The following is a 5,512-nucleotide window of genomic DNA, read 5'->3' on the forward strand; positions in this document are numbered from 1 at the left end:
ATACGGCGTGACAGAGGACACTTACGAAGTAACGGAAGGCGGGTACAACAGCAACCGGCGCACCGCGAAGCGGAAAAAACGCTCCCGTCAGAAGCCGGGCGTTTCGCCGCTGGTGTACAGCCGCTTCCTGCTGGAGAACGGCGTGTTCCTCTCGCTCATGGATATGGGCAAGGACCTGCCGGAATACGAGGAGATCCCTGTACCGCTCAGGCTTCCGGAGAACCAGCAAAGAGCCTATGACGACCTGGAGCACGCTTTCCATGGGATCTTCAAGGACCGCAGCCGCGAAGGGCGTAAGCTCGCCCAGAAGCTGTTGTCCGTGTCCCTGAACCTCATGATGGCCTATCCGGACCAGCCGTACGGCCATGAACCTGTCTTGCATCCGGTCACCAGAGATCCGCTGGTCGTCCCACAAAGCAGCGGCGGCCCAGACGAGGAGACGGAAAAGGACCGGCAGACACTTGACATCATACGGCGCAAGGTGGATTGCGGGGAGCGCGTACTGCTCTACGTGAACTGGGTGCGTCTGGACAGCCGGACACGGCTCAAGCGCTTTCTCACGGACGCCGGCGTCCGCGCCGAGATCATGGAGGATACCGTCCCGCCTCGGGGACGCGAGGAATGGGTGGCAAACCACCTCCGGCAGGGCATGCAGGTGATGATCACAAACCCCGGTCTTGTGGAGACCGGGCTCGATCTCAATGATTTCACCACGCTCATCTTCTATGACATGGCGTTCAAGCTGTTCACGTTCCGTCAGGCGAGCCGCAGGTCGTGGCGCATCAACCAGACCGCGCCGCGTGTGGAGGTGTACATCCTGTACTACCGGAACACAATGCAGGAGCGCGCGGTCCGGCTGATGGCCTCCAAGCTGGCTGTGGCCGGCGTGATCGAGGGCGGCGTGCTCACAGACGAAGGGCTTGCCGCGATGAGCGAGAGCGAGGATATGACGTCCGCGCTCGCCCGCGAGCTTGCCGAGGGCATTCGGCATGAGGACGCGGTGGAGGATATCGCGGCGTCGTTCCGCAAGATGGCGGTGCTGCATCCGGCACAGGAGCGGCAGGTACAGGAAGCGGAATGCGGACGGAAGGCCGTGCCGGTCAGAGTGAGAACAGAAACAAAGATACAGCCAGTACCACCCGCAGAGCAGTTATCGCTGTGGGAGCTGGCAGGGTGAAGAAAGAACAGGAGTTGATGGAACGATGCGTTTTCTGGCGAACCGGTCCGAACTGTTACCCATCGCCCGGCGCTGCAGCCAGACGATAGGGACGTATTTTGTATCCAAAGAGCATGCCTGCGTCCTGATGGAAGCAGACGCCGCTTCAAACACGGTGATGTTCACCGCGCGCAGCCGGACCTGCACCTTACAGGTGCGGCATGCGTGCCGCGTGGAGGAAAGCGGAAGGGCGCTGCTGTTCGCGCCGGTATTCCAGCGGATGCTGGACGCCTTTGCGGACGAAGCAACGTCTGTCGCCACAGACGGCAGGCAGATCGAGGTGCGCAACGCGAAGGCCGCCTTTGTTTTCCCACTGATGGATGCGGATAAATACCCCGCCGTGGGTACGCCCGCGCCCGCACAGCTGCTGGACTGCTCCGGCTTCGCGGAGGTCAGCGCAAGGATGCTGTTCTCCGCCGCGCAGGGCAAAGCAGAGGGGAAGGAACAACTGAAGTGCGTGCATCTCACCGTCCATGACGGCAAGTTCAGCGCGGCCAGCTGCGATGGATACCGCATGACTGTGGCGAGCGAGGACGCGGCGCAGGATGAGCCGATAGACCTGCTGATCCCAGCGGACGCGATGAAAACGCTGCTCGCCGTGTTCCGCGGCGTGCCGCACTGCAGGATCGGTGTGGACGGCGATACCGCGCTGTTCCTCGGGCCGGGCATGGTCTTTTGCGTCCAGCGCAGCCCTTATCAGGCAGCGGACCTGAAGCCGGTACTGGACCGCTTCCAGACAGCGTATGAGATCCACGTGGACGGCGCGCTGTTCCATGCGGAACTGAGCCGCGTAAGCGCCGGCAGCACAGCCGGCGCGCGTGTGATACTGCGTACGGACAAAGGGATGGTGCAGATCGGCTATATCAGCGGGGACAGACAGGCTGTGCGGAGCGGGACAGAGCTTCCCGCGGATATCCGCACGCCGCTCCTCAGGGAAGGCTTCTGCTATACCTATAACTATCTGCTGCAGGCGGCGAAGCTGGTAAACGGGAAAGAGACAGCCCTGTTGTTAGACGGCAAAGGGACCCTGATGCTGCGCACGGGCAGCGAGCTGCATGTATTGATGCCAACGCGTATGCCGCAGGAAGAAGTGGAAAAACCGAAACGGAAGAAGAAAGCTGCATGAGAAAAAAGGAGTCGTACATGAAAAACAAAAAGCTGATCCTGCTCCCTGCCGCCGCAGCGGAGAGGATGTGCCCGCTGCGGCCGGAAGACCGGCTGCTTTGCGCCGTAGGCCAGTTCGAGCCGCGGCGGATGAACATGTGGTATCCTGTGCGGAGCTGTTTCCTTACAGCCCAGAGCATAGACGAGGCCAACGCGGTGTTCAAACGGCTGCGGAAAACCGTGCTGCACAGCGCGCAGGCGATGCGGCGCTTCTGCGCCGCCAATCCGGAGGCGCAGCGGCATGACTTCTGGTGTCCCACATACGATTTCGCGTATGCGGGCGCGGTGAACGGCTACCGCCTGCGCTGTATGGTGAACCATGGGGATTTCAACTACTTTTTTGTGGTGTACCGAAACGGACGGACAATAAATGAAAGTGAGGCTGCCTGATATGACAGGGAAAACCATGACAAGGCCATTGACCGACGCGGAACGCGCGCTCGCAGAGCGCTATCACAACCTGATCTACCGTGTGATGCATGACCTGCACCTCGGCACGGAAGCGGACACGGACCTGTACGGCGAAGCCGCGCTGGGGCTGATGCTCGCGGCGCAGCGGTATATGGCGGACGAAAGCCTGCAGAGGTACCGCTTCACTACGATCGCGTACAGCCGCATCCGCAACGCGCTGCTGCGCCAGCGGCACAAGGAGCGCAAAGCGCCCGTAACGCTCAGCCTGGATGCATGGCGGGAGGACGGCGGCACGCTGTATGACGTACTGCCGGACAGCCGCTGCGCAGATCCGGCGGATATTGCCATCCGCCAGGAGCGGGCTGCCGCGCTGCAAAAGGCCCATGCTGTCCGCAGCTGCAGGGTGTACCGCTTTCCGGTCTGTGCCGCCCCCGGAAGGGAGGCGGCATGATGGGTACGCATACCGGCGTTTATGTGGTGTACTACCTGTACCGCTCGCGGTATTCCTTCGTGGCGGACCACTTCCTGAACGATGGGCGGCACATGGTGGACCTGGGCAGCCTGGACAAGGCGCTCACTTTCCCCTCCGAACACCAGGCGCGCCGCTTTATTGCGGACGATCTGGAGCGGCCGGAAAGCGGGCCGTATTTCGTTTCCGAGCTCTCGCTTGGGGAGCTGCTGGAGTACCATCCGGAGCTGTATGAGGTGCGGCGCGCGGCCCTGGACGGAGGTGCGGCGTGAGCATGGAAAACAGGCTGTTTGCCGTAAAGGCGCCGTATGAAATGCTGGACTGCTGTTTCCTCTTCGCAAGCCGTTTGCTCGCGGCCGGACAATGGTATATCGGTGTTGGGCAGCTTGTGGACGGCGGGGCGTACCATCTTTACGACGTCCTGCTAACGGATGGGGGCGTCACGGTGCTGCCCCATCCACACAGCGCGCCGGCATGGGAGCTTCCGTATGAAAGGATCACAGAACTGCCAAAGCCGTATCGCGGTTCAGATGCGGAGCTTCCGCTCCCGCCGTTCCTCCTGTCACAAATGGACAGGCGCCTGCTGCCGGTACATGACGAAGCGGTACTGTATCCGTACCGTGTGCTGTCCTGCCTGTCCGCGGATTCCTCTGTGGCGGAATATTTCACGAGGAAAGAAGCGCTTGCCGCTGAACGCGGGGACGGACGGGATGCCGTTTTGATGCGGCTGGACGAGCTGCTGGAGGACATGGAGGACGCATGCATGCATTTGCGCCTCAACCTGACGCGGCTGAAGCTGCTGTACCGCGCGCTCTGCAGGTGGAGCCGCCGGCATGGCGGTACAGGGTTCCCGCTGGAAGCACACCGAGACAGGATATGCCGCTATCTGAAGGAGGAAAAGGATGTTTAAGCAGAAAAGCTTCGCAGAGCCCGGCTGTATCGGCTGTGAGGCGCATCTGGACTACGGCCTGAGCCGCTACTGCACGGGCTTCCGGAACAGGAAGCGCCGCAAGCCGTTCCGCAAGAACGATCCGGCGTATAAGGCGCCAAAATGGTGCCCCAAGCGGAAGGATCCCTGCGAGTACCGCATCTACAGCTATGCGGATGAGCGGTCCGCCGTGATGGCACGGCTGCTGGAAACGGACGAAGCGGGAGACAGGGAGCTTGTGTTCCCCCTCGCACACCGGTACCGGCTGCGCACGGAAGGCAGGGCCGGGCTGTCCCCAAAAGCCTTTTATGAGCAGGCCAATGCTGAAGACGACGCATCCTCACCTCTTCCGGATGAAAGCATCCGCACAGGCGACGTGGTGGAGATCGACACAGGGCTGGGGCAGTTTTTCTTTTACTGCGCCGCCCCTCACGATTTCCGCACGGCGTTCTTTGATGTGAAGCGTATCCAGACCGGAAAAACAACGGATGGGGCGGAGGTATCGTAATGGCAAACCTTATGCTCTATGCAAAGGGAAAAGGCGATACGTGCTTCGGCGCGGTGGACATGGCAAACGGCGCGTTCCCCGTGCCGCTGATGCACGCGACCCTAGTACCGGAGGCGAAGCTGGATATCCTCAAGCAGCGGGCCAGCCTGCTGCATCGGATGCATCCGGATACCGTTTTCCAGATCCGCTATGCCGGCGCCCCTAAGGTGCTGTATCAGGCGGGAGGCGAAGCGGAATGAAGGCGCTGAATACGGATGCGGTGCGCAAGCTGTACCGTGGGAAATATGCACCTGCGAAGGAGGAACCGGAGGTAAACGGCTCCCAGATCCGCGGGATCAGCTTCCGTATTTCTCTGGCGTTTGCGGCGCTCGCGGCGGTTTCAGACCGTGAGACCGTGAAGCTGCTGGAGGCGGTCATGCATGATTTGGATTTGCTGCGCGGCCTGGAACGCGAGGATTCGTTTGTAAAGGGCTTCCGCTGCGCGATGGAGCTGAAGCTCCCCGCCGAACAGAAAGGGGAAGCGAAATGACAGGGACGAAACAAAATGCTTTGGGATTTATCCTTTCCCGTGACGGCAGCTTCCGCTATCAGCTGCTGGACCGGATGCGGCAGGACTGCCTGTACTTTTTAGGCTGCGGCAGGCGTGACCCAAAGCATCTGTGGGCAAATGACGCTGCAGAGCAGCTCGTGTACATGAAGGCGGTCTGGCCCAGCTTTCCCGAAGACGGGAAGCCCGGGTGGCTGACGATGGACGAAATTACGTCACTGGAAAAGAGGATGCTGGAAGGAGATACGCATGCTGAGAGATAAAATGCT

Annotated in this window: 10 protein-coding genes; all 10 read left to right on the forward strand. The window is 61.0% G+C overall.

The window, feature by feature from the left end; all coding sequences use genetic code 11:
- The coding region (locus OCV66_RS13965; RefSeq protein WP_262564742.1) for a helicase-related protein at positions 1-1,177 on the forward strand (1,177 nt) is incomplete at its 5' end.
- Between the two features lie 25 nt (positions 1,178-1,202).
- Entirely contained in the window at positions 1,203-2,342 is a 1,140-nt protein-coding gene (locus OCV66_RS13970; RefSeq protein WP_147574537.1) for a beta clamp domain-containing protein, read from the forward strand.
- A gap of 17 nt (positions 2,343-2,359) precedes the next feature.
- Positions 2,360-2,770, forward strand: coding sequence for a hypothetical protein (locus OCV66_RS13975; RefSeq protein ID WP_147574538.1), 411 nt, complete (start codon positions 2,360-2,362; stop codon positions 2,768-2,770).
- A complete protein-coding gene (locus OCV66_RS13980) occupies positions 2,751-3,242 on the forward strand; it encodes a sigma-70 RNA polymerase sigma factor region 4 domain-containing protein (RefSeq protein WP_147574539.1) in 492 nt (163 codons plus the stop codon). The genes OCV66_RS13975 and OCV66_RS13980 overlap by 20 nt, the downstream gene beginning before the upstream one ends.
- Positions 3,239-3,532, forward strand: coding sequence for a hypothetical protein (locus tag OCV66_RS13985; protein ID WP_147574540.1), 294 nt, complete (start codon positions 3,239-3,241; stop codon positions 3,530-3,532). The genes OCV66_RS13980 and OCV66_RS13985 overlap by 4 nt, the downstream gene beginning before the upstream one ends.
- Entirely contained in the window at positions 3,529-4,170 is a 642-nt protein-coding gene (locus tag OCV66_RS13990) for a hypothetical protein (RefSeq protein ID WP_147574541.1), read from the forward strand. The genes OCV66_RS13985 and OCV66_RS13990 overlap by 4 nt, the downstream gene beginning before the upstream one ends.
- Positions 4,163-4,696 carry a hypothetical protein gene (locus tag OCV66_RS13995; RefSeq protein ID WP_147574542.1) on the forward strand — a complete coding sequence of 178 codons (534 nt, stop codon included), beginning with the start codon at positions 4,163-4,165 and terminating at the stop codon, positions 4,694-4,696. The genes OCV66_RS13990 and OCV66_RS13995 overlap by 8 nt, the downstream gene beginning before the upstream one ends.
- A complete protein-coding gene (locus tag OCV66_RS14000; RefSeq protein ID WP_147574543.1) occupies positions 4,696-4,935 on the forward strand; it encodes a hypothetical protein in 240 nt (79 codons plus the stop codon). Before OCV66_RS13995 ends, OCV66_RS14000 begins: the two co-directional genes overlap by 1 nt.
- Complete coding sequence (locus tag OCV66_RS14005) at positions 4,932-5,225, forward strand: hypothetical protein (RefSeq protein ID WP_147574544.1); 294 nt, start codon at positions 4,932-4,934, stop codon at positions 5,223-5,225. Before OCV66_RS14000 ends, OCV66_RS14005 begins: the two co-directional genes overlap by 4 nt.
- Positions 5,222-5,506 carry an LPD11 domain-containing protein gene (locus OCV66_RS14010; protein ID WP_147574545.1) on the forward strand — a complete coding sequence of 95 codons (285 nt, stop codon included), beginning with the start codon at positions 5,222-5,224 and terminating at the stop codon, positions 5,504-5,506. The genes OCV66_RS14005 and OCV66_RS14010 overlap by 4 nt, the downstream gene beginning before the upstream one ends.
- Positions 5,507-5,512 lie beyond the last annotated feature (6 nt).

Source organism: Agathobaculum ammoniilyticum, from assembly GCF_025567315.1.
In the GTDB taxonomy this organism is placed as follows: domain Bacteria; phylum Bacillota; class Clostridia; order Oscillospirales; family Butyricicoccaceae; genus Agathobaculum; species Agathobaculum ammoniilyticum.

Coding starts and splice junctions, on each gene's coding strand:
- OCV66_RS13970 (WP_147574537.1), top strand. CDS start 1,203: ATGCGTTTTCTGGCGAACCGGTCCGAACTGTTACCCATCGCCCGGCGC.
- OCV66_RS13975 (WP_147574538.1), top strand. CDS start 2,360: ATGAAAAACAAAAAGCTGATCCTGCTCCCTGCCGCCGCAGCGGAGAGG.
- OCV66_RS13980 (WP_147574539.1), top strand. CDS start 2,751: ATGAAAGTGAGGCTGCCTGATATGACAGGGAAAACCATGACAAGGCCA.
- OCV66_RS13985 (WP_147574540.1), top strand. CDS start 3,239: ATGATGGGTACGCATACCGGCGTTTATGTGGTGTACTACCTGTACCGC.
- OCV66_RS13995 (WP_147574542.1), top strand. CDS start 4,163: ATGTTTAAGCAGAAAAGCTTCGCAGAGCCCGGCTGTATCGGCTGTGAG.
- OCV66_RS14000 (WP_147574543.1), top strand. CDS start 4,696: ATGGCAAACCTTATGCTCTATGCAAAGGGAAAAGGCGATACGTGCTTC.
- OCV66_RS14005 (WP_147574544.1), top strand. CDS start 4,932: ATGAAGGCGCTGAATACGGATGCGGTGCGCAAGCTGTACCGTGGGAAA.
- OCV66_RS14010 (WP_147574545.1), top strand. CDS start 5,222: ATGACAGGGACGAAACAAAATGCTTTGGGATTTATCCTTTCCCGTGAC.